Consider the following 25,985-nt stretch of genomic DNA (forward strand, 5'->3'; position numbering starts at 1 on the left):
GTCCCGGTCCGACGGAGCCGCGCGAGGAGTGCTGTCGCGCTCGGGGACCAGGAGGAGGGCTGCCGCGCTCCGGGATCAGGAAGCGGTGCTCCTGCGCCCCGCGAGGGCCAGGAGCCGCTCCCTGTTGCTGCCCCCCGCCGCGGGGAGCGGGGCGGCGAAGAATCCGAGCTGCCGCAGCTCCTCGATGACGGGTGCGGCGGCCTCCAGCAGCCACCCTGCGAGGTCCTCGTCGACGGGCCAGGGCTGGCCTGCAGCAGAGGCGACGTCCCAGGCGTGCAGGGCGACGTCACCGGCCCGCATCAGCAGCACCGCGTCCACCCGCCGCGGACCCGCCCGGTGCGGTACGACACGTCCCAGGTCCTCGCTCGTCACCACCGCTCGCAAGGCGCGCTCGTGCTCCCAGAAGGTCTCCACCGGGTCCACCCCGGTAGTCACGGTCCCGGGTCGCCGCGTCGTCGAGGTGCCCGGTCACGAGCCGGCGGACGCGGTCACCTCCGCCCGTGACGTGGTCGGCGACGTCCCGCATCGACCAGCCCTCCGCCGCGCTGGGGCGGTCCAGGTCGTCCGCGACGCCGGCGAGCGCCCGTGCCCACGCCTCCTCGCACGCGTCGAGCCGGGCGAGCACCTCTGCTCCGTCGGTCGTAGGGGTCATGGGTCCTCGCCTCGATCTGTCGCGACTGCCGTCGGTCCGGACACTACGCCCGACGGACCAGGCGTTCGTCTGCGGGTCCTCCCCTCCCGGGCCGAGCTCCGCCGACGACGCACGGCCTAGGCTCGTGCGCGTGACCTCGACCTACGTGCACGGCCACCACAGCAGCGTCCTCGACTCCCACGGGGCACGGACCGCGGCGAACAGCGCGGCATACCTGCTCCCACACCTCCGCGCGGGCATGCGCCTGCTCGACCTCGGCTGCGGGCCGGGGACGATCACCCTGGACCTCGCCGGGACGGTCGGCACGGACGGCCGGGTGGTCGGGGTGGACAGCGCGGAGGCGGCCCTGGACGCCGCCCGACGAGCGGCCGCGGAGCGGGGCGACACGACCACGGTGTTCCAGGTCGGCGACGCCTACGCGCTGCCCTTCGAGGACGACAGCTTCGACGTCGCCCACGCGCACCAGGTCATGCAGCACCTGGCCAACCCGGTCGCCGCGCTGCGTGAGCTCGTGCGGGTGGTCCGCCCGGGCGGGCTCGTCGCCTTCCGGGACGCCGACTACGGCTCCATGTCGTGGCACCCCGGGTCGGACGGGCTCGACCGGTGGCTGGAGACCTACCGCAGGACCGCGCGGCTCGCCGGCGGCGAGCCGGACGCCGCGCGCCACGTCCTCGCCTGGGCCCGCGCCGCCGGGCTCACCCAGATCGAGCCGAGCACGTCGACCTGGTCCTACGCGACCCCTGACGAGCGCGCATGGTGGGGCGGGCAGTGGGTCGAGCGCGCACGCCATTCGGCCTTTGCGACGCAGGCCGTGGACGCCGGGCTGGCGACGGCAGCCGACCTCGAGGACTTCGCCACCGCCTGGGCCGCGTGGTCCCAGGACCCGGACGCCTGGTTCGCGATGGTGCACGGCGAGGTCGTGGCGCGCGTCCCGGAGCGCTGACCGGCCCTCGTGGTCCCGTCCCGCGCCCTCAGCCGCGGTGCGCGTGCCCAGCCCTCCGAGCAGGACCTTCAGCCCTCAGCCGCGCGGCCGCCGCACCGGGAACTCCCGGTGGATCCGCTCGATGAGCTCGATCACCGCGACGCTGTCCCGCGGGTCGACCGGCGGCGGCGCACCGGTCGTCACGGCCTGCGCCACCCCGCGGTAGAACGCCCCGTAGTCCCCCCGTTCCAGCGGCATCCGCCGCTCCTCGCCCTCCACGCCGACGAGCGCGTCCGCGTCCTCCTCGCGCACCCCCAGGCGGGGGTCGGTGGACGCGGTGCCGGTCGTCAGCTGTGTCTCGGTGGGGTCGAGCCCCCAGGAGGTGAAGCCCGCCTCCGAGCCCACCACCCGGAAGCGCGGGCCGGGCTGGGCCACCACGGCGCTCATCCACAGGTGCGACACCGCGCCACCGGCGTGCTGCAGGGCCACGAAGGTGTCGTCGTCGGACCCGCCGCCCGCGCGCCGGTGGAGCAGCTCGGCATACACGTCCTCGACGGGACCGAGCAGCTGGACCGCCTGGTCGAGCAGGTGGGCACCCAGGTCGTAGAGCAGCCCCGCGCCGGTGCCGGGCGGGCCCGCCTTCCACGCCTTGGACTCGGCGGGCTTGCGCCGCTCGAAGCGCGACTCCAGCCGCAGCACCGCCCCCAGGCCGCCGGCCTCGACGAGGCTGCGCAGGGTGAGGAAGTCCCCGTCCCACCGCCTGTTCTGGTATGCCGTGAGCACCCTTCCAGCGCGCTCGGCCAGCGCCACCAGTCCGCGTCCCTCCTCGCCGGTCACGGTCACCGGCTTGTCCACGACCACGTGCAGCCCCGCCTCGAGCGCCGCGCCGGCCTGCTCGGCGTGGCGCGCCGGAGGGGTGGAGACCACCGCGAGGTCCAGACCGAGGTCGCCGGCGCGCGCGAGCAGCCTGTCCAGGTCCGGCACGACCTCGACCCCCGGGTGGTCGGCCCGGGCCGCGGCGGCCCGGTCCGGGTCGCCGGTGACGACGGCGGCGACGGTGAAGGAGGGGTCGGCGGCCAGGAAGGGAGCGTGGAAGTAGCGTCCTCCCAGCCCGTAGCCCACGATGGCGGTGCGGATGCTCATGCGCCCCACCCTGTCATCCGCCGCCCGCCGAGCGCGGCCGCGAAGGACGGCGCACCGAGGGTGTCGGCGGCCAGCGCCGCCTGGTAGGCGTGGTAGACGTCCGGCCGGCCCGACCACGTCGTGGCCGCCGGCGTGCCGTCCGGCTCCAGCTCGTGCCGCCACGAGCCGTCGGCCGGGTCGACCAGGTGCCGGTCGGCGTAGTCCCACCAGCGCGCCAGGTCGGCCGCGTGCCGCGCCCGCCCCGTGGCCCAGTGCAGGACCGTCGAGGCGGCGATCGCCTCGGCCACCACCCAGTGCATCCGCTGGCGCACGACCGGTCGACCCTCCCAGTCGGTGGTGTAGACGAACCCGTCGTGACCGTCCGCCGCCCACCCGTCGGCGACGGCCCGCTCGGCCAGCCCCACCGCGGCCGACATCAGCCCGGGGTGGGCACCGCCGGACGCCGTGTGCACCGTCACCATCAGCCGCGCCCACTCCAGGCCGTGCCCGACCGTCGCGCCGTAGGGCCGGAACGGGTCGGCCGGCCGCTCCTGGTTGTGCTCGGGCAGCGGCCGCCAGTCCTGGTCGAAGTGCTCCGGGACCCGCCAGTCCCTCTCCTGCGCCCAGCCGGCCACCCGCCCGGCGATCCGCGCCGCCCGCCCGTGCCAGCGGCGGTCCCCCGTCGCGGCACCGACGGCCAGGTAGGCCTCGACCGTGTGCATCGCCGAGTTCGCCCCGCGGTAGGTGTCCAGCCGCGACCACGGGCCGTCCCACTCCTCCACGACCATCCCGGCGTCCTCGTCCCAGAAGCGCTGCTCCTGCACCAGCAGCGCGGCGGCGAGCAGATCCTCGCCGCGCGCGAGGCCCGCGGTCGCCGCCGTGCTGGCGGCGAGCACCACGAACGCGTGCGCGTAGGCCTGCTTCGCGGCGTCCACCACCCCGTCGTCGTCGACGGCGGCGAACCAGCCGCCGTGCTGCCGGTCGTGCAGGGGCCCCTCGAGCAGCGCCCTCACCCCGTGCTCGGCGAGCTCCCGCAGCTCCGCCGCGTCCGGCCCTCCCTCGACCGGCGGCTCCCCCGCCAGCAGACCCAGCCCGAAGACGTGCGTCATCCGGCAGGTGATCCACAGCTCGACGGGTCGGGAGGGCACCACATACCCCCGCTCGTCGAGGTAGCCGAACCCGGCCGGTCGACGCGCCGCGCTCGCGAACCGCAGCAGCCGGGCGCGCTGGGTCCGCCGGTGCTGCCAGCCTCCGGGGTGCGAGGTGCTCGTGCTCATGGGGCCCAGCATGCCCGGCCCCCTGCGCTGCGCGCGGTGGCAGGGTCCGGCACCCACCTCAGACCGTATGAAGTAGCCGCGGCGTCGAGGTCGTGGTTGCGGGCCGGGGCCAACCTGACACAGATTCGTGGGTTAGCGGGCAGGAACGGCCTGCTCGGGTACCACATGTGTAGGAGGCCCCGGTGTTTACGGAGCGTACAAGTATCGGGATGGACGTGCACGCACGCTCGGTGCGGGCAGCGGCGATCGACACGGTCACCGGGGAGGTGGTCAGTGCCACGGTCGGTCCGGCGGTGGCGGCGGTGGTCGAGTGGGTGCGGAAGGTCGCCGAGGAGCACGGGCCGGTGGCCACGACCTACGAGGCGGGCCCGACCGGGTACGGGTTGGTCCGGGCTTTGCGGGCGGCCGGGTTCGGCTGCGAGGTCGCGGCACCCTCCAAGCTGCTGCGGCCCAGCGGGGACCGGGTCAAGACCGACAAGCGCGACGCGTTGCTGCTGGCCCGGCTGCTGCGTCTGGACGAGATCACCTCGGTGCGGGTGCCGACCCAGGCCGAGGAGGACGCACGCGACCTGGTCCGGGCCCGTGACGACCTGCGCCGGGACCTGATGGCCACCCGGCACCGGCTGGGCAAGCTGCTGCTGCGCCACGGCCACGTCTACGACGGCGGGGACGCCTGGACCGGCAAGCACGACGCGTGGCTGCGGCAGATCACCTTCACCAGGCCCGGCACCAGGACGGCGTTCGAGCAGTACTACGCCCGGGCCACCGGCCTGGTCACCGACCGCAAGCGGATGGACAAGCAGATCAGCGCCCTGGCCGCCGACAGCGAGTTCACCGACCTCACCCACCGCCTGGCCTGCCTGCGCGGGATCGACACCCTGACCGCGTTCGCGCTGGCCGTCGAGCTCGGCGACTGGCACCGGTTCACCGGCTCCACCATCGCTGCCTACCTGGGGCTGGTGCCCTCCGAGCACTCCTCGGGAGAGTCGAAGAACCGCGGAGCGATCACCAAGGCAGGCAACCCCCACGCCCGACGCCTGCTGATCGAGGCAGCCTGGCACCACAAGGCCGCCTACAAGCCAGGCAAGACGATGCACGACCGGTGGGCACTGGCCCCGGCCGCAGCAGCCGAACGCGGCGACGCCGGCAACCGGCGCCTGCACCAACGCTGGCAGGTCCTGTCCGCGCACAAGAAGAAGCACACCGTCGCCAACACCGCGATCGCCCGCGAGCTGGCCGGCTGGTGCTGGTCCCTGGCCGTCATGGACACCTAAGCCCCCCCCAAGCCCGTTCCCGGCCGACCCGGTGACCAGTGCACGCAGCGCGAGGAGCAACTCACCATTGGGCTGTGAGCAGCCACCTCCCCATCGCAAAAGGGGGGGAGAAGGCCACGCTCGACCTCAGACCCTGACACTGCTCCAGCCGGAACACGGTCCTGCGGTAACCAACCCGCGCATATCAGACTGACACGCGTCGAAACCCGCCGCAGCCAGTCACCGGCCCCCCGGTAACGACGAGGCGCCGCCGAGCACCCAGCCCGGCGGCGCCTCACCCTGCCACTTGACAAACCACCCCTACATATCAGCCCAGCACCGTCCCCGACGTCGACGCCGGGTCCCGCAGCCGGCTGTAGTGGCCGAGGTCCACCGTCAGGCCGGTGCGGTCCAGCAGGCAGCTCACCGGCTCGGCGTCGTGGTCGCGTCCCTCCTCGGTGGCCTCGATGATCGTGGCGAGGAAGCGGCCGATCACCGGGGCGTTCTTGAACTGGTTGCCGCTCGTGCCGACCGCCACGTAGTAGCCGCCCAGGGAGGTCCTGTCGTAGATCGGGACCCAGTCCGTGCTGACGTCGTAGACCCCGACGATCCCGTGCGGCGTGGGTGGCACGGTGAGGTCGGGGAGCCGGCGCGCGGCGCGGTAGGTCTGGGCCTCGTAGACCTTCGGGGTCACGTGGTCGACGAGGACGTCCGGGTCGTCCAGCCACTCCAGCGGGTCGCAGGCGGGCTCGGTGCCTCCCACCATGAGCCGCCCCGACGGCGTGCTGCGGAAGTAGACGCCGAGGTCCAGGTCGGCGACGAACGGCAGCGGGTCCGTCCCGCCGCCCGGGTGCGGCAGCTGGTGCACCTCCTGCCGCAGGGGCCGGGTGCCGACCGCGAAGTCGTCGAGCACCCCGGCCAGCGTGTTCAGCACCGCGGAGTGCGGCCCGGCGGCGTTCACCACCACGGGGGCCCGGACGCTCCGGCCGTCGGCCAGGCGCAGGCCGGCGACCGCTGCGCCGTCCCGCTCGACCGCGACCACCTCCTGGCGGAAGCGGAACTCGGCGCCGTGCCGGACCGCCGCCGCCATCAGGTTGTGGGCGGCGAAGGCCGGGTCGTCGACGAAGCCGGCGTCGGGCATGAAGTAGGCGCCGAGACTCCCCCGGGCCTCGGCCCAGAACTCCTCGTCCTCGATCCTCCGCGGCGGGTGGTGGCGCCCGGGGTCCAGGTGCGGGAGGTGCTGGACGAGCTCCTGCGGCGACCACCTCTCGTAGGGGACGCCCACCTGGTCGAAGAGGTTCAGGACGAGGTCGGTCGGCAGCTCCGGTGCGTCCAGGCAGACGCCGCCGGTGCGGTGGAAGCGCGCGAGCGCGCCGTCGTCCGTGCCGCCCAGGAAGCCCTCCCAGCTCTCCCAGAGGTGCTTGGACTCCCAGGACGCGGCCACCCCGGTCCACGTCGAGTAGTTGAAGCGGACGATCGCCGAGGAGGCGCTCGTCGACCCGGTGCCCGCCCCCGGCCCCCGGTCGAGGACGACGACGCGGCGCCCGCGCCTGGCCAGCTCGTGGGCCACCGAGGCACCGACCACCCCGGCGCCCACCACCACGACGTCCGCGCGCTCCACGGGGAACCTCCCTGGTCCGGGTATGCCGTCTGGCCCAGATCATCCCCCATCCGCCGGCCCGCGTGTCCTTGGCACAGGTGACCCGCTGGTAGCATGGGTGTCAGCGCCCCGCACCGTCTCGCCTCGGGGCGCACGATCATGCAGCTGGCCCCCGGCCGCTGAGCAGGTCGCGCCGCCCTCGGGGCCGCGCGCCGGGCGGGACTTGCCGATTCCCGTCCACGAAGGACCACTCTTGACCTCTGCGAGCTTTGCCGACCTCGGCGTGCCCACCATCCTGACCGACGTCCTGGCCGAGCGCGGCATCACCGTGCCCACGCCGATCCAGGCCGCCACCCTGCCCGACTCCCTCCCCGGCCGCGACGTCCTCGGTCGCGGGCGCACCGGCTCGGGCAAGACCTACGCCTTCCTGCTGCCGATGGTGGACCGGCTGATGGCCGACGCCCAGGCCGCCCGCCGCCGCGGCCGCAAGCCGCGGGCCCTCATCCTCGCGCCGACGCGCGAGCTCGTCCGCCAGATCGACGAGGCGCTCCAGCCGCTGGCCGCCGCGGCCGGTCTGAGCAGCGTCACCATCTTCGGCGGCGTGGGCCAGAACCCGCAGGTCCGCGCCCTCCAGGCCGGCGTCGACGTGCTCGTCGCCTGCCCCGGTCGTCTCGAGGACCTCATCGGCCAGGGCTTCGCCGACCTCGGCCAGGTCCAGGTCAGCATCCTGGACGAGGCCGACCACATGTCCGACCTGGGCTTCCTGCCCGCGGTGAAGAGGCTGCTGGACCGGACCCCGTCCGGCGGTCAGCGGATGCTCTTCTCCGCCACCCTGGACAAGGCCGTCGACGTGGTGGCCAAGCGCTACCTGGTCCGGCCGGTCACCCACCACGCCGACTCCGAGCAGTCGCCGGTCGACTCGATGGCCCACCACGTCCTGCACATCGACGGCGCCGACCGTCTCCCGGTGCTGACCGACCTGGGCGCGGCCCCCGGCCGCACCGTGATGTTCACCCGGACCAAGCACGGCGCCAAGAAGCTGGCCAAGCAGCTCAACGCCGCCGGCGTCCCCTCGGTCGACCTGCACGGCAACCTCAGCCAGAACGCGCGCGTCCGCAACCTCGAGGCCTTCCACAGCGGCAAGGCCTCCACGCTGGTGGCCACCGACATCGCCGCCCGCGGCATCCACGTCGACGACGTGGCGCTCGTGGTGCACGCCGACCCGCCGGTGGAGCACAAGGCCTACCTGCACCGCTCCGGACGCACCGCGCGCGCCGGGGCCAGCGGCACGGTGGTCACGCTGATGACCGACGACCAGGTCAGGGACGTGCGTTCGCTGACCCGTGCCGCCGGCATCCGGCCGACCATCACCCGCGCCACGCCCGCCCACCCGGTCCTCACCGAGCTCGCCCCCGGAGAGCGCACGCTGGTGCCGGGCGGTCTCGTGGTCGAGTCCGGCGCCGCGAATGGCAACGGTCACGGCGGTGGCGGCCGGGGCCGCTCCGGCGGCAACGCGCACGCCCGCACCGGCGGTGGCGGCCGGGGTCGCGCCGGTGGTGGCGGCGGTCGCGCCGGCGGTGGCGGCGGTCGCAGCGGTGGCGGCCGCAACGCTGGAGGTCGCACCGGCGCGGGCCGGTCCCGCACCACGCAGGGCGCCTCCTCCGGCGGCTCGGTCGTGGCCTTCTCCAGCTCCTCGCGCAGCGGCTCGCGCTCGCGGTGAGCCGGACCCTCGCGTCCCTTCCGCCAGCCGCTTCGCGCGGGCGAGCCTCTCCTCACCTGCGGTCCTGACCAACTGTTTACCTTCTGCTGACCCTTTCTTGACCAGATCGTGCCTACGATCGAGCCATGGAGGCCAGCCCACCTGGTCCGACGCAGGGAGACATGACACCCCCTCGGGTGTGTCGGACCAGTTCGCAGCACGGGCATGGTTGGAGAAACACGACAAAGGAGGGCTCGGTATGACAGCTCATCCAGTGCCGATCGCGACGCTGTGGGAATGGCAGCACGAGGGCCTGTGCCGGAACACGAACCCGGAGATGTTCTTCCACCCCGAGGGCGAGCGTGGACCTGCCCGCCGCTGGCGCGACCAGCGGGCGGTGGCTCTGTGCCAGCAGTGCCCCGTCCTCGAGCAGTGCCGGGAGCACGCCCTGCGCGTGCGTGAGCCCTACGGGGTCTGGGGCGGCCTGACGGAGCAGGAGCGGGAGACGATCCTGGCCGACCAGGACCGCGCCAGCAGCGCCTGAGCCAGCGTCATCATCACCACCGGGACCGGCCCGGGACGACCTTCGTCCCGGGCCGGTCCTCCTGCCTCACCCCGGCGCGGGCGGCGAGCAGACGCGCGAGGGCATACCCGAGAGCGAAGAGCACGAGGGTGGCGGCGAGCGAGGCGAGCAGGTACCAGGGCTGGCCGAGCCAGGGCAGCAGCGGCCTCTCCCGCTGGTAGAAGTAGTTGCCGCCCGTCAGCGCGTTCGCGACCACGGCCACGCCCAGGTAGGCGAGGAACCAGGCGAACGCCCGCCACAGCCCGGCGCGCGTCGGCAGCCAGCCGGTCGTCACGAAGGCGAGGACCGGCATCAGCAGCGTCACCGCGTGGTTGACGAAGAAGGACCAGCCCAGGATGTTGTCGACGGGCTGGATGTTCTGCGGGTAGGAGAAGCTCGCCCACGCCCACAGCCCGAAGTAGAACAGCACGTCCATGACCCGGCGGCTGCCGGTGAGCAGGTAGGTCAGGGCGAGCAGCGCGGAGACGCGTGAGATGTGCAGCGGCAGCGACTCGGCGTTGTCCCACCCGGTCGCGGCGTAGAACCCGTAGAGCGTGACCTGCTGGACCACGAGCACCGCCGCGAGGCACCGGCGCACGGCGGTGGCGTGCGCGCGCACCCGGGCGCGCAGGGTGATCAGCAGCGTGGCCAGCAGGACCAGACCCCCCACGTAGACCAGGTGGTCGGGGCCGCCGATCGTGATCCACTCCGGGTGCGGGTCGAGGAAGGCGTCCACGACCGCAGGGTATGCGGAGCACCGGCTGCCGAGCACGCGCTCAGGTGGGCCGGTCAGGCCGGGGCACGCGGGTCAGGGAACGATGATCAGCTTGCCGGTGGTGCCGCCAGCCTCGAGGTCCTCGTGCGCGCGCCGCGCCTCGGCCAGCGGGTAGCGGTCGCCGATCCGGACGGTCAGCGAGCCGTCGGCCACCGCGCCCAGCACCTCGCCCGCGCGCCACAGCAGCTCCTCGCGCTCGGTGCCGTAGTGCGCGAGCGAGGGACGGGTGAGATAGAGGGACCCCGCCTGGTTCAAGGTCTGCGGGTCGACGGGAGGCACCGGGCCGCTGGCGGCGCCGAAGAGCACCATCGTGCCGCGGGGCCGCAGCGAGTCCAGGCCCGCGTCGAAGGTGTCCTTGCCCACGCCGTCGTAGACCACGTGCACGCCGTGGCCGTCGGTGAGCCGGTGCACCTCGGCGGCCAGGTCGAGCTCTCGGTAGAGGACCGGGTCGGAGCAGCCGTTGGCGCGCGCCAGCTCCGCCTTGTCGGGGCTGCCGACGGTCCCGATGACCCGGACGCCCTTGTCGCGCAGCAGCTGGCTGAGCAGCAGCCCCACGCCGCCGGCGGCGGCGGTGATGAGCGCGGTCTGACCCTCGCGGGCCTCGAAGGTGGAGTTGACCAGGTAGTGGGCCGTCATCCCCTGCAGCATGCTGCCGGCCGCGACCTCCAGGTCGAGCGCGTCGGGGACGGGGACGAGGCGGGCGGCGGGGACGAGGACCTCCTCGGCATACCCCGTCCCGGGCACCATGGCCCAGGCGACGCGGTCACCGGCCGCCGGCCCGGTGACGTCCTCGCCCACCTCGACGACGGTGCCCGCGCCCTCGTTGCCGCCGACGAACGGCAGCGGCAGCGGGTAGGCGCCGGAACGCTGGTAGACGTCGATGAAGTTGACGCCGCCGGCGGCGACGCGCACCAGGGCCTCCCCGGGTCCGGGCGAGGGGGTGTCCCGCTCGACGAGGGTGAGGGCCTCCGGGCCGCCGGGCTGCTCGACGATCACTGCACGCATGTCCTCGACCCTAGCCGCCGTCCCGCAGGGTCGCGGTCCCGGCTCCTCCGGCTGCACCGCCGGTCGTGCGTCTCGGACGGCTGCGGCCACCGCCGTAGTGGAAGACGGATGCCGGCGGGCGCCGGAGGAGGTCCTGCCCGAAGCCCACGCGCGCCAGCAGGATCAGGATGGCCGAGAGCAGGAAGAGCGCGCCGGCCACGCTCCACGCCCACCTGAAACCCGCGGCACCGACCACCAGTCCGAGGAGCACCGGCCCCAGCGCGCCTCCGAGGAAGGTGCCGGCCTGCACCACCGAGGTGGCCTGCGTGGGCGCGTCCCGGCCGAGCCGGGCCACGGCGTACAGCATCAGCCCCGGCCAGGACCAGCCGGCCGCGAAGGCCACGACCCCCAGGATCACCACCGCCGACGGGAACGGCAGCGCGCCGAGCCCGGTGACCGCCGCCGCCCCGCCCAGCATCATCGCCGCGACCACGGGGAGGTTGCCGCCGAACCGACCGTCGGCACGGGCGCCGGTGAGGACGCGCACGACCACGGAGGTGGCCGAGCCACCGGCCATGAGCCAGCCCGCCTGCTCCACGCTCAGACCGACCTCGTGGGCCCAGGTGGCCAGGAAGGCTCCGACGAAGTTGCACGCCATGCTCGCCGCGCCCACCGCCACGGCGCAGAGCACCAGCGGTCCCCACGGCGCGCGGTCATCCGGCCCCGGCGCCCGACGTGCGGTCTGCGGCGCCGGCACCCGCGCGCCCCGGCGGCCGCCGAGCAGCGCCGTGACCATGACGAGCACCCCGACCGTGCCGGTGATCGCGAAGGTGCTGCGCCATCCCAGCAGCGCCGTGGTGGTCGGCACCGCGAGCCCGCCGAGCATGATCGCGGTGGGCACGGCCGCCTGCTTGATCCCGAAGCCGAGCCCCCGGCGGTGCGGGGGCAGGAGGGCGGCCACGGTCCGGTTGGACGTGCCCTGGCAGGTCGCGTTGGCCGCGCCGAGGACGAGCATCGCGACGGCGAGACCGACCAGGTCGCGGACGGCCACCGCCACCGACAGGCAACCGAGCGCCACCAGCGCGCCGGCGAGCACCCGGCCCGTGCGGCTGCTCATCCGCTCGAACCGGCCCGACGCGGCGATCGTGAGCAGGGCCGCGGCTGCGAAGAAGACGCTGACCACCAGACCCACGCCGGCCGCGCCGAAACCGAGGTCGCGGGTGATCAGGACCGCCTGGGCGCCCACGAGGAACGGCGGCAGCGCGCCGAGCACGGTCAGTGCGCTGGCCCCGAGCATGAGGCGGCCCGTCGGCGGCAGCGGTCGGGCAGCCCTCACCGTGGGGCGTCACCCTCACGCGCCACGACGCGCACGCCGCCCTGGTGCACCGAGCGGACCCGCCCGCGCAGCCCGTCGAGGTCGTCGTGGGCACCGTCCAGGACGACGACGTCGGCGACCTTGCCCGGCTCCAGGGTGCCGAAGTCCTCCTCGACCCCGAGCAGCTCGGCGGCCGAGCGGGTCGTGGCCTCCCACGCGGCCTGCGCACCCAGGCCCAGGTCGGCCATGAGCCTGACCTCCTCGAGGTTGGTGCCGTGGACGCCGACACCGGAGTCGGTGCCCATGGCGACGCGCACGCCCGCCTCGACCGCCCGGCGGAAGGAGTCGTCGTGGACCTCGGCGACCATCCGGGCCTTCTCCAGCACGCGGTCGGAGATCGCCGCGCCGGCCTCCGCCTGCGCCAGCACGGCGCGGGGCGCGGAGAGGGTCGGCACCAGCCAGGTGCCGTGCTCGAGCATGAGCCCGATCGCCTCCTCGTCCAGGTAGATCCCGTGCTCGACCGAGCGCACCCCGCCGCGCACCGCGGTCTTGATCCCCTCGGCGGCCTGGGCGTGCGCCATCACGTGCAGACCCGCGGCCGAGGCCTCGGTGACCAGCGCCTCGAGCTCGTCGTCGCGGAAGTGCCCGTGCCGCGGGTTGCTCAGCGGCGAGAGCACGCCACCGCTCGTGGCGACCTTGATGACGTCGGCACCCGCGCGGACCAGCTCCCGGACCTTGCGGCGCATCTCCGCCGGGCCGTCCACCACGGCGGACGGCACGCCCGGGTGGGACGGCAGAAGGCCGAGCTCGGCGCCGCACACGTGCCAGTCGTCGCCGTGCCCGCCGGTCTGGCTGAGCATCGTCAGCGCGATCTGCATGCGCGGGCCCGGCGTCAGGCCCCGCCGCACCGCCTCGGCCACGCCCAGGTCCGCTCCCCCGGCGTCCCGGACCCAGGTGACCCCGGTCCCCAGCGTCGCCCGCATCCGGTGCACGGCCTGGAAGAACGGCAACGAGAACGGCGTCTGCAGCACCCTCATCAGGTCCGGCTGCTCGAACATGAAGTGCACGTGGCAGTCGAACAGCCCCGGCAGGACCGTCGACCCGGCGCACTCCACGACCTCCTCGGCGTCCACGTCCAGCCCGGTGCCCACCTGGGCGACGCGGCCGTCCACCACATACACGTCGCCCTCGGCGGGAGGGCTGCCCGTGCCGTCGAGGACGGTGCCGCCGCGGAAGAGGGTGCTCGTCATACCGGCACCCTAATCGCGCGGGGCCGCGGGCCGCGGCGCACCGGGGGCGGGGCGCGCCGGCAGGTCGCTGTCGGCGCGGAGGACTACAGTCCCCGGATGTGCCCACCACCGCCGCCCCGCCCGTGACCGCTCCCACGACCAGCCCCTGGCCGGCGCTGTGGGCCCTGGTCATCGGCTTCTTCATGATCCTGGTCGACTCCACGATCGTGTCGGTGGCCACGCCCGCGCTCATGGACGCCTTCGACGCCTCGATCAACGAGGTCATGTGGGTCACCTCCTCCTACCTGCTGGCGTATGCCGTGCCGCTGCTGATCACCGGCCGGCTCGGCGACCGGGTGGGACCCAGACCGGTCTACCTGGTGGGCCTGACGGTCTTCACGCTGGCCTCGCTCTGGTGCGGGCTGACCGGCGACCTCGGCCTGGGCATCGGGGCGCTCATCACCGCGCGGGCGGTGCAGGGCCTGGGGGCCTCGATGATGACCCCGCAGACGATGGCGGTGATCACCCGCACCTTCCCGGCGGAGCGGCGCGGCAGCGCGATGGCGCTGTGGGGGGCCACGGCCGGCGTGGCCACGCTGGTCGGTCCGCTGCTCGGCGGCGTGCTCATCGACGGCCTGGGCTGGGAGTGGATCTTCTTCGTCAACGTGCCCGTCGGCGTCCTGGGTCTGCTCCTCGCGGTCCGCCTGGTCCCCCGGCTGGAGACGCACGCGCACCGCTTCGACCTGGTCGGCGTCGTCCTCAGCGCGGTCGGGCTCTTCTGCCTCGTCTTCGGCATCCAGGAGGGGCAGAACTACGACTGGGGCGCGATCACCGGGTTCGTCTCGGTGCCGCTGCTCATCATCACCGGCGCCGTCCTCATGGTCGCCTTCGTGGTCTGGCAGGCGGTCACCAGGGGCGAGCCGCTCGTGCCCCTCCGCCTGTTCGGGGACCGCAACTTCTCGATGGCCAACATCGCCATCACCGCCACCGGCTTCACGGTGGTGGCGATGATCTTCCCGGTGATGATCTGGGCGCAGGGCGTGCGCGGGCTCTCCCCGACGATGGCGGCGCTGCTGCTCGCGCCGTCATCGGTGATGTCCTTCGCCCTCGCGCCGCTGGCGGGACGGCTCACCGACCGCGTCCACCCCCGCCTGCTCGTCGGCGGCGGCACCCTGGCGCTCGCGGTCGGGCTGGTGATGATGAGCCGGGCGATGACGCCGGACGCGCCGTTGTGGCACGTCCTCGCCGCGCAGTTCGTCCTCGGCCTGGCCAGCCCGTTCATCTGGGGGCCGCTGTCGACGGCAGCCACGCGCAACCTGCCGCCGCAGCGCGCCGGTGCGGGCGCGGGGGTCTACAACACGACCCGGCAGATCGGCTCGGTGCTGGGCAGCGCCGCCATCTCGGTGCTCATGGAGGCCCGGCTGGCGGCCCGGCTGGGCGGGGCGCCCGGCGCTCCTGCCCCGGGGACGGGTGAGGGCATGACCGGCGGGGCGCAGATGCCGCCCCTCGTCGCCGAGCAGTTCTCCCGGGCGCTGTCCGAGTCGATGTTCCTGCCTGCCGCCGTCATCCTCGTCGGCCTGCTCGCGGCACTCTTCTTCGAGCTGCCGCGCCACATGGCCGAGCAGCGGCAGGGGCGGCAGGGGCGTCGGCACGAGCGCGGCCGCCACGCCCGGACATGAGCGACGAGCCCGCACCGCGCCGTGTCGACGTCGTCGTGGTCGGTGCCGGCCAGGCCGGCCTGTCGACCGCCTACCACCTGGTCCGCCGCGGCTTCGTGCCCGTCGGCCGGGGCGCCGACGGCGTGACCGGGACCTATGTCGTCCTGGACGGCGAGCAGGGTCCGGGCGGGGCGTGGCGGCACCGCTGGCGCTCGTTGCGGATGGACACCGTCAACGGGATCAACGAGCTGCCCGGCATGCCCACGCCGCAGGCCGACCCGTGCGCGCCGAGCTCGGAGTTCGTCACCGGCTACTTCGCCGACTACGAGGAGCAGCTCGACCTGGCCGTGCTCCGCCCGGTCCGCGTCACCAGCGTGTCCCGCGAGGACGACGACCCGCGCGGCCGCTTGCGGGTGGAGAGCAGCGTCGGCGCCTGGTCGGCCCGAGCGCTCGTCAACGCGACCGGGACCTGGTCCAAGCCGTTCTGGCCGGTCTACCCCGGGCAGGAGACCTTCCGCGGGCGTCAGCTGCACGTGGCCGACTACGTGAGCGCGCAGGAGCTCGCCGGCCGCCACGTGGCGGTGGTCGGCGGGGGCATCTCCGCGGTCCAGCTGCTCGACGAGATCTCGCTGGTGACCAGGACCAGCTGGTTCACCCGTCGCGAGCCGGTCTGGCGCGACACGCCCTTCGACGCGGGCGCCGGGCGGGCAGCCGTCGCGATGGTCGAGGACCGCGTCGCGCGCGGCCTGCCCCGCAGAGCGTCGTCTCGGTCACCGGGCTGATCCGGACGCCCTCGCTGCGGGCCGCTGCTGGACCGCCGGCCGATGTTCACCGAGATCGTGCCGGAGGGGGTGCGGCTGGCCGACCGCGCCGTGCTGCCGGTCGACGTCATCCTGTGGGCGACCGGTTTCCGCGCGGCGCTGGACCACCTGCGCCCGCTGCACCTGCGCGGCTCCGGGGGCGGCATCACGATGGCGGGCACGCGGGTCGCCGCCGAGCCGCGCGTGCACCTCGTCGGCTACGGTCCCTCGTCCTCGACGATCGGCGCCAACAGGGCGGGGCGGGCCGCGGTGAGCGAGCTGGTGCGACTCCTCGGGCGCGACGACGACCCGCCGGCGCTGCCACACTGACGGCCATGGAGACGGGCAGGCAGCACCGCCGCCACGTGGGGGTCGTCGGCGCCGGCGAGGGGGCCACCGCCGAGCAGGAGGAGCCGGCCAGGCAGGTCGCTCGGCTCCTCGCGCTGTCCGGGGCCGTGGTGGTGACCGGCGGGCTGGGCGGGGTGATGGCGGCCGCCGCCGGCGGCTGCGCCGAGGCCGGCGGGACGAGCCTGGCGCTGCTGCCCGGGACCGACCGGGCGCAGGCGGGTGCACCCCATACCCTCGTCGTTCCCACCGGCCTGGGCGAGCTGCGCAACGGACTGCTCGTGCGCAGCAGCGACGCCCTCGTCGCGGTCGGCCCGAGCTGGGGCACGCTCAGCGAGGTCGCGCTCGCGGTGCGCACCGGCGTGCCCGTGGTGCTCCTGGGCTGGGGCGCACTGGCCGACCACCTGCCCACCGACCCCGGGCTGTCGGCACCGCGACGCGCGGGCACGCCCGAGGAGGCGGCGGACCTGGTCCGCGCGCTGCTGGACGCTCAGACGCCCCGCGGGTAGGGGGACGCTCAGCCCTGGCTGCTCTCCCCGGCGGGCGTCCGCGGTGCCGTGCCGGGTGCCTCGGCCCGGGCCTGCGGCGGGACGCCGCGGCGCCTGCCCAGGACGGTCCGCGCCACGGCGCTGACCGCGACCGCGGCCAGCGCGGTGCCGAAGATCCAGGCGAACGGCGACGCGTCGCCGGACCGGTCGGTGGACCTGCTCATCGGGTGCTCCTCGTCTCCTCGGGCTCGTGCTCCCAGTCTGCCGCGCCCGGGCCGGCGGACGCAGGGACGTGCGCAGGTCAGACGACCAGGACGCGGCCGCCCATCGCGAGCAGGCTCTGCGACCAGAACATGTCCATCGCCGCGACCGAGATGCGGGCGCAGCCGTGCGAGGCGGGCCACGGCGGGATGCTCTCCGAGCCGTGGATCGCGTAGTCGCCGTAGTAGAACATCGGCCGGTAGAGCTCGCCGAGCTCGCCCTCGCGCCAGCCGCTGGCGTCGGTGTACCAGACCTGGAAGTCGCCCGCCGGGGTGTGCGCGACGTAGTCGCCGCCCTGGTACTCGTAGGGCTCGCCGTTGCCGGTGGAGGTGTTGAGCGTGATCGCGGTGGAGCCGCCGCGGACGACGAGGAGCAGGTCGATGCCGACGTGCACCTCGACGTGGTCACCGCCGGCGGCCGGCGCCGGGCGGAAACCGGTGGCGAGGGCCGCCAGGGTGGCGGGGCCGGCGACACCGTCGACCACCAGGCCGTTGGCCTTCTGCGCCGCCCACACCGCCTGCTGGGTCAGGTGCCCGAAGCCGCCGTCGGGGTTGCCGCACCAGTAGCTGGCGGCGCTGAGCTGCTGCTGCAGGGCCAGCACGCCGTCACCGGCGTCGCCCCGCCGGAAGGCCGAGGGCGGCTCTTCGGGCTCAGGCGCGGGCTCGACCGGCTCGGCGGGCTGCTCGGGCTCGGGCTCCGGTTCCGGTTCCGGTTCCGGTTCCGGCTCCGGCGGTGGCGGGGGCGCGAAGCGGTCCCAGCTGTCCTGCAGCCCGCCCAGGACCGCGCCGGTGACCAGGCCCAGCCCGCCCCTGATGAGGTCCCGCCGGCCCACTGCCAGCCGACCCAGCGACGCCCGGAAGATCTCTTCCCGTCGTGTCCTCAAGCGCACGGCTCACCCCTTCGCCTCGTCCGACGCCGTCATCCAGTAGACGTGACGGGCCGCCCGGGATGTCGCGCGGCGCGCCCGGACGATGCCGAATCGTGACCTGAGCCAGGTCGGCCTCGCGAGCTAGCGGCTGGCAGGCGGGTCCGGGTGCGCCGTCACTGCCCGACCGCCTCGGCCAGCGCCCTGGCCGCGGGGAAGAGCACGTTGTTCTCCTGGTGGAGCTGGTGGTGCAGGCGGGTCTGCATCGTCCGCAGCGCCTCGTTCATCTCGCGGAAGGTGACGCACCCGTCGTGCGGCGTGGCGAAGTCGTGGGTGATGCGCTGGATCTCGCCGAGGACGGCACCCATGACGTCGTGCTCGCCGGTGAGCTCGTCGAGCAGGTCGACGAGGGGACCCTGGCCGGTGTCGACCGGACGGCGCGTCGCCTCGAGCTGGGCGATCGCCGGGAAGACGACGCGCTCCTCACGGATCAGGTGCGGACCCAGGTCGGCCACGAGCGCAGAGAACAGCTCGCGCACCCGCCGCAGGTGCGGGTGGTGCCAGCCGTGCACGCGGGCCACGGTGTCCACGAGGTCCTGGGTCTTCAGCAGCGCGCCCCACATCTGCGCGTGGTGCGTGTCGACGAGCTGCCGGGTCAGGCCCCCGAGGTCGCCCGCCGCTGCGGCCGCCGGCACGTGGGTGGCAGCGGTGAGGTTCAGCGCGGCGCTGACCTCCTCGAGCGCCACGCCGGCGTTGGCGCTGGCCTGCGCGAGCGTGCTCTCGCCGTCGCAGCAGTAGCGAAGGCCGAACTTCTCCAGCACCTTGGCGCGCGAGCCGTCGGCGAGGACCAGGTCGGCGAGAGTCACCTCCCCGGGTGACACGGGACGGGAACGGTCGGTCGGGACGGTGCTGGTCATGGTGCTCGCCTCCGGGGCTGGCAGGTATGTCGTGCACGTCACGTTAGGGCAGCCTTACCCCCGGTTCCTTGACACGCGTCAAGTCCCGCCTGCGACCAGCCACGACGCGGGTCGGGCGGGCTGTCCCCTGCTCGCCCGACCCGTCCCGCGGGCCGCGGCGGCAGGGCGTTCAGGTCACGGCGCCGGCCAGGGTGACCATCACCGCGACCATCACCCGGTTGTCGACGCCGAGCTTGTCCTGGACCGAGGACAGCTGGGCCTTGACGGTGCTGGTGCTGACGTAGAGACGCTCGCCGATCTCGCTGTTGGACAGCCCCCGGGCGACGAGGCCGGCGACCTCGGCCTCGCGCGGGGTCAGGGTGCTCACCGCGCGCACGGCGCGCACCTGCTCGGGCGGCAGGACCGTGTCGTGCAGGTGCTGCATCAGCTGGCGGGCGGTGCGCTTGGAGACCGCGCCCTCGCCGGCCGCCACGGCCAGCACGTGGCGGACCAGGTCCTCGGGGGACTCGGTCTTGAGCAGGAACCCGCTCGCGCCGGCGGCGGCCGCCCGCAGCGGCTCGTCGTCGGAGTCGAAGGTGGTCAGCACCACGACCTCGGGCGGGTGGGGCAGCGCGCGGAGCCTCATGGTGGCGGTGAGGCCGTCCATCCTCTGCATGCGCACGTCCATGAGCACGACGTCGGGGTGGTGGCGCTGCACGGCCTCGACGGCCTGGTCCCCGTCCGGCACGGACGCGACGACCTCGACCTGCCCGGCGCTGCCGCGGCCGAGGATCAGCCGCAGCCCGGCGCACACCATCGGGTCGTCGTCGACGAGCAGGACCCGCACGGGGCGCTCCCCCGCTGCGGCTCCGGTCCCCGCTGCGGCTCCGGTCCCCGCCTCGGCGCTCACTCCGACCTCCCTGTCCACGGCAGCCGCACGTCCACGGTGAACCGGCCGTCCTCCTCGGGCAGCTCGAGGCTGCCGCCGAGGATCTCGACCCGCTCCGCGACGCCCTGCAGGCCGCTGCCCTGCTCGCCGCCCGGCACGGCACCGGGTGGGAGGGCGTTGGACGCCTGGATGTGCACGCCGTCCTCCGGTCCGCCGACGACCTTGAGCCGCAGCAGCTCGGAGGGTGCGTGCTTGCGGGCGTTGGTGAGCAATTCCTGGACGATCCGGTAGACGGAGTGCGCCAGCACCGGCGCCGCCTCGTCGGCGCCCTGCAGAAAGACCGTCGAGGCGACCGGCACCCCCGAGTTGGCCATCTCGTCGACCACGCTGGACAGCTGGGACAGGGAGCTCACCGCGACCGGCGACAGCGGCCCCTCCCCGGGGCCCGCGGCCGGCTCGCGCAGGACGGTGACCAGGGAGCGCAGGTCGTCCATGGCGCGCTGGGCGTTCTCCCGGACGTAGCGCGCACTCTGCCGCAGGTCGGGTTCGGCGTCCGCGGCGACCTCGAGGCCGCCGGCGTGCAGGGTGAGCAGGGAGAGCCGGTGCCCGATGACGTCGTGCACCTCCCGCGCGATGAGGTCGCGCTCGGCCTGCCGGGTGAGCCGCGCGGAGAGCTGGCCGCTCGTGGCGCGCTGCACCTCCACCTCCTGCCGGGTGTCGTCCAGCTGGTGGCGGGCGCGCCGGTAGAAGGCCACCACCACGGGGAGGACGACGACGAGCAGGTAGACCACGCTGGCGCTGTAGACGTTGAACGGCGTGGCCTGGTGCTCCGCCGTCCCGACCGGGGCGGTGACCATGCGGACGACCGACGCCGCTCCGGTCGGCCCGAAGGCGTCCCGCACGAACCACACGGTGGCGCCGAGGACGTAGAGGAAGCCCAGGGACTCCGCCTCGTTGCGCTCCTCCTGGCGCACCGCCTGCGGCAGGACGAGAAGCATGACCGGCCCGATCGGGAAGATCAGCTGCAGGAAGCCCAGCCCCCAGGCGGTGTTGGCCAGGTCCCGCCGCCGCATGAGGAGCAGGAACGGCGCGCCCAGCGCGACCAGCGTCGCCAGGCCCTGGACCGCGTCGGCGACGCCGCCCCCCACGCCCGACCAGCCCCATACCCGGTTGCGCTCCCCCGCGGAGGCGACCGCCAGCACCGTGATGAGCAGGCCCACCACGACGAGCAGGACGCTGCGCACGACGAGGCCGGCGCGCGTGCCCAGCACCGACGGCACGCGCACCGCACCAGCCACCTTCGTCCCTGTCATGGCAGGAACGGTAGGACGCGGCACCGACAGACCACATCGGCCGACCGGCCGGCACGGGGCGCGTCGGTCCGGCCGGTCGGCCAGCAGGGACGGTCCGATCGGCCGATGTGCCCGCGGCGGCCCGCGGGATGCACTGGTCCGCATCAGATCCCGCGAGCACGAAGGAGGCTCATCATGAGCGACCGCAGCAGCACCACCCCACCGCCGCCGCCCGGCTGGGACCCGGCCCAGGGCGCGCCGGCCGGACCGCCGCCGGCCGCGGAGCAGGCGCGGAGCAGGAGCTGGTTCGCCCGCCACAAGATCCTCACCGGGATCCTCGCCGTGCTGGCCGTCTTCGCGGTCGGCGGCGCGCTGAGCGGCGGCGACGACGCCGACAGCACGGCGGCACAGACTTCGGTGGAGCCCGCACACGCCTCCACCGAGGAAGGCACGGGCTCGTCGGCCAGCTCGCAGGGATCGACGGCCGACGAGTCCGCTGCCGAGGAGGAGGACGCCACCGCGAAGAAGAAGGCTGGCGCCACGACCGCCCCCCGTCTCGGGGACAGCGTCGAGGTCGGAGACTTCACGGTCCGGGTCACCGACGTCGAGCCGGGCGTGGAGTGGATCGGCGACAGCACCTTCGGCGAGGGCCCGCAAGGCCAGTTCGTCAAGGTCTACGTCACCGTCGAGAACACCGGCTCGGAGGCCGACTACTTCCTCGACAGCGAGCAGAAGCTCGTCGACGACCAGGACCGGCAGCACTCAACCTCCTCCTCCGCCTGGCTGCTGGACGAGGAGAGCCTGTTCCTCACCGAGATCAACCCGGGCAACAAGGTGGAGGGCGTCCTGCTCTACGACGTGCCGGTGGACGCCGTCCCGGTGGCCGTGGACCTGCAGTCCGGCTGGCTCGGCAAGGCGGTGCGGGTCACGCTCGACGGCTGAGCGCACCACGCAGGGCCCGGTCGCCGCAGGGGGGTGGCCGGGCCCTCGCTCGCACACCATGCCACCGGCCCGACCGCCCGTCGGTGGATCTCCTCGGTGGATAACGTGCAGCGGGAGCCAGCCCCGCGGACTAGTCTCGGCCGGGTGCCGAACTACCTCCGCTACCCGCACCTGCACGACGACCTGCTCACCTTCGTCGCCGCCGACGACGTCTGGACCGCCCCGCTCGAGGGCGGTCGGGCCTGGCGGCTGACGCACGACTCGGTCCCGGTCGCCCAGCCCCGCTTCTCCCCGGACGGCGAGCACGTCGCCTTCGTCTCCCACCGGGACGGACACCCCGAGGCGTATGCCGTGCCGCTCGCCGGCGGCGGCCCTCGCCGGCTCACCTGGTGGGGGGCGAGCCGCACCCAGGTGCTGGGCTGGGACGGTCCGGACCGGGTCCTGGTCGCCTCGCACGGCGGACAGGCCAACCTGCGCCACATGGTGGTCCGCTCCGTCGGGCTCGACGGGTCGGTGCGCACCCCGCCGTGGGGCCCGGCCTCCGGCGTGGCGGTCCGGGAGGACGGGCTCGTGGCCCTGTCGACCCCGATGAGCCGCCCGCCCGCGCACTGGAAGCGCTACCGCGGCGGCACCGCCGCGCGGCTGTGGCTGGGCCGCCCCGACGCAGACGGCCGGCAGGACCCCGAAGGGGACATGTCGTGGCAGCGGCTCCTGCGCGACGACACGGCCTCGCTCGTGGACCCAATGTGGGTCGACGGTCGGCTCGCCTTCGTCTCCGACCGGGCCGCCGTGCTGCCCGGCACCGCCGAGGAGGCGGGACGGCAGGGCGACCTGTGGGTCCTCGACGCGCCCGACACGGACACGGCTGCGGGCGCCGACCCGCGCCAGCTGACCGCGCAGCCGCCGGAGGTGGGCTACGTGCGGGACGCGACCACCGACGGGCACCGGGTGGTCTGGCACAGCCGCGGCCGGCTCTGGCTTCTGGACTCCCTCGACGCGGACGCGCGCGAGGTGGAGGTGACGCTGCCGGGGGCCGCGGCCACCCCGTACTCCCTGGCGCCGACCGACCAGCTGGGGCCGGTGCGTCCCGACCACGGCGGCGACGCCAGCCTGGTCGCCTGGCACGGTGCGGTGCACTGGCTGGCGCACCGTGAGGGGCCGGCGCACGCGGTCGTCGCCGACGACGCGGTGCGGGCCCGTGAGCCGCGCTTCCTGGGGCGCACCGGCCGGGCGGTCGTCGTCACCGACGCCGACGGCGAGGACCGGCTCGAGGTGCACGACGTGGAGGCCGGCGGCGAGCCCGCCGTCCTCGTCTCCGGGCAGCTCGGCCGGGTGCTGCACCTGGCCACCGACCCGGCGGGCGAACGGGTCGCGACCATCTCCCACGACGGGTCCGTGCGGCTCGTCGACGTCGCGGGCGGGGCCGTGCGCGAGGTCGCCCGCTCGCTGCAGGGCGAGGCGGAGTCGCCCGGCTTCTCCCCCGACGGCCGCTACCTGGTGTGGTCCGAGCCCACCGCCGGGGAGTCCGAGCTGCACCGGCTGATGGTCCTGGACACCCGCGACGCGCAGGCGGGGCCGGTCGCCCTGACCTCCGGCACCTTCCACGACCACGACCCGGCTTTCACCGGCGACGGGCGCTACGTGGTGTTCCTGTCCGAGCGGACCTTCGACCCGGACTACGACGTCCACGAGTTCGCGCTGTCCTTCGCCGGGTCGACGCGCCCGTGGCTGATCCCCCTGGCCGCCGAGCAGGCACCGCCGTTCGGGCCGACCGCGCAGGGCTGGCGGCTCAGCGAGGACGAGGACGAGACCGGCGAGGACGACCGCGCCGGGGCACAGCAGGACGGACCGACCGGGGAGGGCGGGGCGGGCGGCGGCAAGGACTCGGGCCGCTCGGTGCCAGCGTCGCCGGACCTGGACGCCGAGGGCGCCGAGCAGCGTGTCGTCCCGTTCCCGGTGCCGTCCGGGCGCTACCGCGACCTGCGGGTGACCGGAGGCGGCGTCGCCTGGGTGGCCGAGTCGGGCGACACCGGGCAGCTGGGCAGCAGACGGGCCGGCGTCAAGGGCGAGCCGGGCAGCGACAGCGTCCAGCTGTGGTCCTTCGCCAAGCGCACCGTGGAGACGGTGGTGGACAAGGTCGACACCTTCGAGGTCTCCGGCGACGGGCGGCGCCTCGTCGTGCGCCACAACGACGCCGTCAGCGTCACCCCGGCCGACCGGCGTCCCGAGGACGAGGACCCCGCGGTGGTGACCGTCGACCTCGACCGGCTCCGGCGCGAGGTCGACCCCCGCGCCCTGTGGCGGCAGATGTTCGAGGAGAACGGCCGCATCATGCGCGAGCACTACTGGCGCGAGGACATGGACGGCGTCGACTGGGACGGCGCGCTAGCCAGGTGGCGTCCGGTCCTGGACGCCGTGGCCACCCACGACGACCTCGTCGACGTGCTGTGGGAGACCGTCGGTGAGCTCAACACCTCCCACGCCTACGTCATACCGGCGGCCCAGCCGGGCGCCGACGCCGCCGAACGGCGCCTGGGCCTGCTCGGTGCGGACCTGGTCCGCACCGAGGAGGGCTGGCGCATCGAGCGGATCCTGCCCGGGGAGTCCAGCGAGCCCATGGCCCGCTCGCCGCTGGCCGCGGCGGGCGTGGGTGCCCGGGTCGGCGACGTCGTGGTGGCGGTCGACGGCGCTCCGGTCGACCCCGCCCACGGGCCGGGGCCGCGCCTGATGGGCGCCGCCGGCAAGCCGGTGGAGCTGACGCTGCGCCGCGACGGCGCGGACCGCCGGGTCGTCGTGGTGCCGCTGGAGGACGAAGAGGTGCTGCGCTACCAGGACTGGGTGCGCTCCCGCCGCCACTACGTCCGCGAGCGTTCCGGCGGCCGGCTCGGCTACGTGCACGTGCCGGACATGGCCAGCCACGGCTGGGCCCAGCTGCACCGCGACCTGCGCCACGCCACCGAGCTCGAGGGCCTGGTCGTGGACGTGCGCTACAACCGTGGGGGGCACACCAGCCAGCTGGTCCTGGCGCGGCTGGCCGCCCACCCGGTCGGCTGGGCGCCGGCCAGGCACCACGCCGGCGCGAGCCGCTACCCGGCAGCCTCGCCGCGCGGTCCCGTCGTCCTGGTGGCCAACGAGCACTCCGGCTCCGACGGCGACATCGTCAACGCGGCCGGCCAGGCGATGGGGCTGGGCCCGGTGGTCGGGGTGCGGACGTGGGGCGGCGTGGTCGGCATCGACGGCCGCTTCGACCTGGTCGACGGCACGCAGATCACCCAGCCGCGCTACGCGTTCTGGCTGGAGGGCAAGGGCTGGGGCGTGGAGAACCACGGCGTCGACCCCGACATCGAGGTGGAGCACTCCCCCGGTGACTTCTTCGGCCAGGACGACCCTCAGCTGGACCGTGCGATGGCCGAGGCCCTGCGCCTGCTGGAGGAGCGGCCCGCCGCCACGCCGCCGCCCCTGCCGGACCCGCGCGTGCGTCAGCGCAGGTAGCTGGCGCCGTTGAAGTCGACCACGGCCCCGGAGACCCACTCGGCGCCCGGCTCGGCCAGGGCGACGATCGCGGCGGCGACCTCCTCCGGGGCGGCGACCCGGCCGAACGGGCTCTGCGCCCGGATGCCGTCGCCCGCCGGCGAGGCGAGCAGCGCGGCCGCCATGTCGGTGGCGATGAAGCCGGGCGCGACCGAGGTGACCGCGATCCCGTGCGGGGCGAGCGCGACCGCCATCGACTGCCCGAACGCGTGCAGGCCCGCCTTGCTCGCGCCGTAGGCCGGCACCTCCGGCTCCCCCCGGTAGGCCCCGCGCGAACCGACGTTGACCACCCGCCCGGTCGGCAGCCCCTCGGCAGCCGGCACCTGCATCATGTGGCGGGCCACGCAGAAGGTGAGGTTGGCCGGCCCCATGAGGTTCGTCGCCAGCGTCGCCTCCCAGGCACGGACCCAGTCCTGGTATGCCGTGTCCACGACCCGGTGGTCCCCGCGCCGGCTGCCCTGCCCGTCCGGGTCGAGGAAGCGGGCCGCGTTGTTGACGAGCACGTCCACGCGGCCGAGCGCATCGGCCGCCGCCGCCGCGAGGCGCCGGTGACCAGCACCCCGCGGCCGGCCGAACGTCGGGGCTGCTGGGCTGTCGTCGGGTCCTCGGCAGTCATGCCGGTCACTCT

General features: G+C 74.6%; 21 protein-coding genes and 3 pseudogenes. 9 read left to right on the forward strand and 15 right to left on the reverse strand.

What is annotated here, in order from left to right; all coding sequences use genetic code 11:
• Positions 1 to 75: 75 nt before the first annotated feature.
• Both DV701_RS04790 and DV701_RS19335 read right to left on the reverse strand, forming a co-directional pair.
• On the reverse strand, positions 76 to 435 hold the full coding sequence (locus DV701_RS04790) for a DinB family protein (protein ID WP_228255223.1): 360 nt from the start codon (positions 433 to 435) through the stop codon (positions 76 to 78).
• 34 nt (positions 436 to 469) lie between these two features.
• A pseudogene (locus DV701_RS19335) lies at positions 470 to 652 on the reverse strand (maleylpyruvate isomerase N-terminal domain-containing protein); the annotation flags it as partial.
• A 130-nt stretch (positions 653 to 782) separates the two neighbouring features.
• On the opposite strand from DV701_RS19335, the gene DV701_RS04800 reads away from it, so the two are divergent.
• Positions 783 to 1,595 (forward strand): methyltransferase domain-containing protein, encoded by an 813-nt coding sequence (locus tag DV701_RS04800; RefSeq protein WP_228255224.1) that lies wholly within the window; start codon positions 783 to 785, stop codon positions 1,593 to 1,595.
• A gap of 75 nt (positions 1,596 to 1,670) precedes the next feature.
• On the opposite strand, the gene DV701_RS04805 is transcribed toward DV701_RS04800, so the two are convergent.
• The gene (locus DV701_RS04805; RefSeq protein ID WP_114930762.1) at positions 1,671 to 2,717 is read right to left on the reverse strand and encodes a Gfo/Idh/MocA family protein; all 1,047 of its coding nucleotides are present in this window, start codon (positions 2,715 to 2,717) and stop codon (positions 1,671 to 1,673) included.
• Positions 2,714 to 3,973 carry an AGE family epimerase/isomerase gene (locus tag DV701_RS04810; RefSeq protein ID WP_114930764.1) on the reverse strand — a complete coding sequence of 420 codons (1,260 nt, stop codon included), beginning with the start codon at positions 3,971 to 3,973 and terminating at the stop codon, positions 2,714 to 2,716. The genes DV701_RS04805 and DV701_RS04810 overlap by 4 nt, the downstream gene beginning before the upstream one ends.
• Positions 3,974 to 4,182: 209 nt before the next feature.
• Between DV701_RS04810 and DV701_RS04815 the strand changes: the two genes are divergently transcribed.
• Entirely contained in the window at positions 4,183 to 5,247 is a 1,065-nt protein-coding gene (locus DV701_RS04815) for an IS110 family RNA-guided transposase (RefSeq protein ID WP_202863635.1), read from the forward strand.
• Between the two features lie 307 nt (positions 5,248 to 5,554).
• Here DV701_RS04815 and DV701_RS04820 read toward each other — a convergent pair whose 3' ends face one another.
• On the reverse strand, positions 5,555 to 6,847 hold the full coding sequence (locus DV701_RS04820) for an NAD(P)/FAD-dependent oxidoreductase (protein ID WP_202863636.1): 1,293 nt from the start codon (positions 6,845 to 6,847) through the stop codon (positions 5,555 to 5,557).
• A 232-nt stretch (positions 6,848 to 7,079) separates the two neighbouring features.
• On the opposite strand from DV701_RS04820, the gene DV701_RS04825 reads away from it, so the two are divergent.
• Both DV701_RS04825 and DV701_RS04830 read left to right on the forward strand, forming a co-directional pair.
• On the forward strand, positions 7,080 to 8,546 hold the full coding sequence (locus tag DV701_RS04825) for a DEAD/DEAH box helicase (RefSeq protein ID WP_228255225.1): 1,467 nt from the start codon (positions 7,080 to 7,082) through the stop codon (positions 8,544 to 8,546).
• A 238-nt stretch (positions 8,547 to 8,784) separates the two neighbouring features.
• Positions 8,785 to 9,069 (forward strand): WhiB family transcriptional regulator, encoded by a 285-nt coding sequence (locus tag DV701_RS04830; protein ID WP_114927306.1) that lies wholly within the window; start codon positions 8,785 to 8,787, stop codon positions 9,067 to 9,069.
• Between the two features lie 13 nt (positions 9,070 to 9,082).
• Here the strand turns inward: DV701_RS04830 and DV701_RS04835 are convergent, their stop codons facing one another.
• The 4 genes from DV701_RS04835 to DV701_RS04850 all read right to left on the reverse strand — a co-directional run bounded on the left by DV701_RS04835 (position 9,083) and on the right by DV701_RS04850 (position 13,411).
• Positions 9,083 to 9,823, reverse strand: coding sequence for a YwaF family protein (locus DV701_RS04835; protein ID WP_114930768.1), 741 nt, complete (start codon positions 9,821 to 9,823; stop codon positions 9,083 to 9,085).
• A gap of 72 nt (positions 9,824 to 9,895) precedes the next feature.
• Positions 9,896 to 10,867, reverse strand: coding sequence for a quinone oxidoreductase family protein (locus tag DV701_RS04840; protein ID WP_114930770.1), 972 nt, complete (start codon positions 10,865 to 10,867; stop codon positions 9,896 to 9,898).
• Between the two features lie 10 nt (positions 10,868 to 10,877).
• Positions 10,878 to 12,182 (reverse strand): MFS transporter, encoded by a 1,305-nt coding sequence (locus tag DV701_RS04845; RefSeq protein ID WP_162802811.1) that lies wholly within the window; start codon positions 12,180 to 12,182, stop codon positions 10,878 to 10,880.
• Positions 12,179 to 13,411 carry a metal-dependent hydrolase family protein gene (locus DV701_RS04850; RefSeq protein WP_114927308.1) on the reverse strand — a complete coding sequence of 411 codons (1,233 nt, stop codon included), beginning with the start codon at positions 13,409 to 13,411 and terminating at the stop codon, positions 12,179 to 12,181. The genes DV701_RS04845 and DV701_RS04850 overlap by 4 nt, the downstream gene beginning before the upstream one ends.
• A gap of 182 nt (positions 13,412 to 13,593) precedes the next feature.
• On the opposite strand from DV701_RS04850, the gene DV701_RS04855 reads away from it, so the two are divergent.
• The 3 genes and pseudogenes from DV701_RS04855 (at position 13,594) to DV701_RS04865 (ending at position 16,702) form a co-directional block, all read left to right on the forward strand.
• Positions 13,594 to 15,069, forward strand: a complete 1,476-nt coding sequence (locus DV701_RS04855) for a DHA2 family efflux MFS transporter permease subunit (protein WP_114930771.1) — start codon at positions 13,594 to 13,596, stop codon at positions 15,067 to 15,069.
• A pseudogene (locus tag DV701_RS04860) lies at positions 15,066 to 16,178 on the forward strand (NAD(P)-binding domain-containing protein). Before DV701_RS04855 ends, DV701_RS04860 begins: the two are co-directional and overlap by 4 nt.
• Positions 16,179 to 16,183: 5 nt before the next feature.
• Entirely contained in the window at positions 16,184 to 16,702 is a 519-nt protein-coding gene (locus tag DV701_RS04865) for an SLOG cluster 4 domain-containing protein (RefSeq protein ID WP_162802812.1), read from the forward strand.
• 8 nt (positions 16,703 to 16,710) lie between these two features.
• Here the strand turns inward: DV701_RS04865 and DV701_RS04870 are convergent, their stop codons facing one another.
• The 5 genes from DV701_RS04870 to DV701_RS04895 all read right to left on the reverse strand — a co-directional run bounded on the left by DV701_RS04870 (position 16,711) and on the right by DV701_RS04895 (position 20,905).
• The gene (locus DV701_RS04870) at positions 16,711 to 16,905 is read right to left on the reverse strand and encodes a hypothetical protein (RefSeq protein ID WP_114927309.1); all 195 of its coding nucleotides are present in this window, start codon (positions 16,903 to 16,905) and stop codon (positions 16,711 to 16,713) included.
• Between the two features lie 77 nt (positions 16,906 to 16,982).
• Complete coding sequence (locus DV701_RS04875) at positions 16,983 to 17,831, reverse strand: L,D-transpeptidase family protein (protein ID WP_228255227.1); 849 nt, start codon at positions 17,829 to 17,831, stop codon at positions 16,983 to 16,985.
• Between the two features lie 152 nt (positions 17,832 to 17,983).
• Positions 17,984 to 18,724 (reverse strand): DUF542 domain-containing protein, encoded by a 741-nt coding sequence (locus tag DV701_RS04885; protein WP_114927310.1) that lies wholly within the window; start codon positions 18,722 to 18,724, stop codon positions 17,984 to 17,986.
• Between the two features lie 169 nt (positions 18,725 to 18,893).
• Entirely contained in the window at positions 18,894 to 19,631 is a 738-nt protein-coding gene (locus DV701_RS04890) for a response regulator transcription factor (RefSeq protein WP_228255228.1), read from the reverse strand.
• The gene (locus DV701_RS04895; protein ID WP_162802813.1) at positions 19,610 to 20,905 is read right to left on the reverse strand and encodes a sensor histidine kinase; all 1,296 of its coding nucleotides are present in this window, start codon (positions 20,903 to 20,905) and stop codon (positions 19,610 to 19,612) included. The genes DV701_RS04890 and DV701_RS04895 overlap by 22 nt, the downstream gene beginning before the upstream one ends.
• A 174-nt stretch (positions 20,906 to 21,079) precedes the next feature.
• Here DV701_RS04895 and DV701_RS04900 point away from each other — a divergent pair, with 174 nt between their 5' ends.
• Positions 21,080 to 21,826 (forward strand): DUF4352 domain-containing protein, encoded by a 747-nt coding sequence (locus DV701_RS04900; RefSeq protein WP_114927312.1) that lies wholly within the window; start codon positions 21,080 to 21,082, stop codon positions 21,824 to 21,826.
• 144 nt (positions 21,827 to 21,970) lie between these two features.
• A complete protein-coding gene (locus DV701_RS04905; protein ID WP_114927313.1) occupies positions 21,971 to 25,318 on the forward strand; it encodes a S41 family peptidase in 3,348 nt (1,115 codons plus the stop codon).
• On the opposite strand, the pseudogene DV701_RS04910 reads toward DV701_RS04905, so the two are convergent.
• A pseudogene (locus DV701_RS04910) lies at positions 25,306 to 25,896 on the reverse strand (SDR family NAD(P)-dependent oxidoreductase); the annotation flags it as partial. The gene DV701_RS04905 and the pseudogene DV701_RS04910 overlap by 13 nt on opposite strands.
• Between the last annotated feature and the right edge of the window lie 89 nt (positions 25,897 to 25,985).

The sequence above is a fragment of the Ornithinimicrobium avium genome, from assembly GCF_003351765.1.
Taxonomy (GTDB): Bacteria; Actinomycetota; Actinomycetes; order Actinomycetales; family Dermatophilaceae; genus Ornithinicoccus; species Ornithinicoccus avius.

What these genes read in the sequence shown, in the direction of transcription:
- DV701_RS04870 (WP_114927309.1), bottom strand. Translation starts at nt 16,905, where the DNA reads ATGAGCAGGTCCACCGACCGGTCCGGCGACGCGTCGCCGTTCGCCTGG.
- DV701_RS04885 (WP_114927310.1), bottom strand. Translation starts at nt 18,724, where the DNA reads ATGACCAGCACCGTCCCGACCGACCGTTCCCGTCCCGTGTCACCCGGG.
- DV701_RS04865 (WP_162802812.1), top strand. Translation starts at nt 16,184, where the DNA reads ATGGAGACGGGCAGGCAGCACCGCCGCCACGTGGGGGTCGTCGGCGCC.
- DV701_RS04805 (WP_114930762.1), bottom strand. Translation starts at nt 2,717, where the DNA reads ATGAGCATCCGCACCGCCATCGTGGGCTACGGGCTGGGAGGACGCTAC.
- DV701_RS04815 (WP_202863635.1), top strand. Translation starts at nt 4,183, where the DNA reads ATGGACGTGCACGCACGCTCGGTGCGGGCAGCGGCGATCGACACGGTC.
- DV701_RS04850 (WP_114927308.1), bottom strand. Translation starts at nt 13,411, where the DNA reads ATGACGAGCACCCTCTTCCGCGGCGGCACCGTCCTCGACGGCACGGGC.
- DV701_RS04830 (WP_114927306.1), top strand. Translation starts at nt 8,785, where the DNA reads ATGACAGCTCATCCAGTGCCGATCGCGACGCTGTGGGAATGGCAGCAC.
- DV701_RS04855 (WP_114930771.1), top strand. Translation starts at nt 13,594, where the DNA reads ATGATCCTGGTCGACTCCACGATCGTGTCGGTGGCCACGCCCGCGCTC.
- DV701_RS04810 (WP_114930764.1), bottom strand. Translation starts at nt 3,973, where the DNA reads ATGAGCACGAGCACCTCGCACCCCGGAGGCTGGCAGCACCGGCGGACC.
- DV701_RS04895 (WP_162802813.1), bottom strand. Translation starts at nt 20,905, where the DNA reads ATGACAGGGACGAAGGTGGCTGGTGCGGTGCGCGTGCCGTCGGTGCTG.
- DV701_RS04900 (WP_114927312.1), top strand. Translation starts at nt 21,080, where the DNA reads ATGAGCGACCGCAGCAGCACCACCCCACCGCCGCCGCCCGGCTGGGAC.
- DV701_RS04840 (WP_114930770.1), bottom strand. Translation starts at nt 10,867, where the DNA reads ATGCGTGCAGTGATCGTCGAGCAGCCCGGCGGCCCGGAGGCCCTCACC.